Source organism: Streptomyces sp. RP5T (assembly GCF_003933965.1).
Taxonomy (GTDB): domain Bacteria; phylum Actinomycetota; class Actinomycetes; order Streptomycetales; family Streptomycetaceae; genus Streptomyces.
In genome coordinates this window covers 1-577 of record NZ_RSAJ01001252.1, presented here as the reverse complement: position 1 = coordinate 577, position 577 = coordinate 1, and the positions used below count along the sequence as shown (strand labels likewise).

Genomic DNA, 577 nt, shown 5'->3' with positions numbered 1-577 from the left:
GTGTAGTCGTAGCCGATCGGGGCGGTGTGCTGGAGCCAACGCTGGGCGAGGGGGGAGACCCAGAGTTCGAGGGCGATGCGCGGGTCGATCTCGGGGCGCACCTGGCCGGCCCGCTGGGCCGCGCGCACCCGGTCGACGTAGAGCTGGAGCGAGGGTTCGAGGAGCTTGGCCACGAAGGCCCGGCCGACCTGCTCGTTGACGACGCCCTCGGCGGCCAGGGCGCGGGAGGGGGCCTCGAAGCGGGGGTCTTTGAGCTGGTCCACGGTCAGCCGCAGGACGGCCTTGAGGTCGGCGGCGAGGTCGCCGGTGTCCGGGATGGCGTACGGCTCCTCGGGACCCGCCTCCCGTGCCGCCTGCTCGCTCAGGTCGAGGAACGCCTCCATGAGCACTTCGGCCTTCGAGGACCACCAGCGGTAGATCGTCTGCTTGCCGACTCCGGCGCGGGCGGCGATGCCCTCGATCGTGGTCTTCGGGTAGCCGACCTCGGCGACGAGGCCGAGGGCGGCGTCGTAGATGGCGCGGCGGGACCTCTCGCTGCGGCGGGTGGTGTCGGGGGCGGACTGCTTGGGGTTCCGGG

General features: G+C 72.8%; 1 protein-coding gene. It reads right to left on the bottom strand.

The genetic code is table 11. The features are described 5' to 3' along the window. Positions 1–577: TetR/AcrR family transcriptional regulator (locus EHS43_RS45680; RefSeq protein WP_260471044.1), on the bottom strand; the 577-nt coding region annotated here is incomplete at both ends.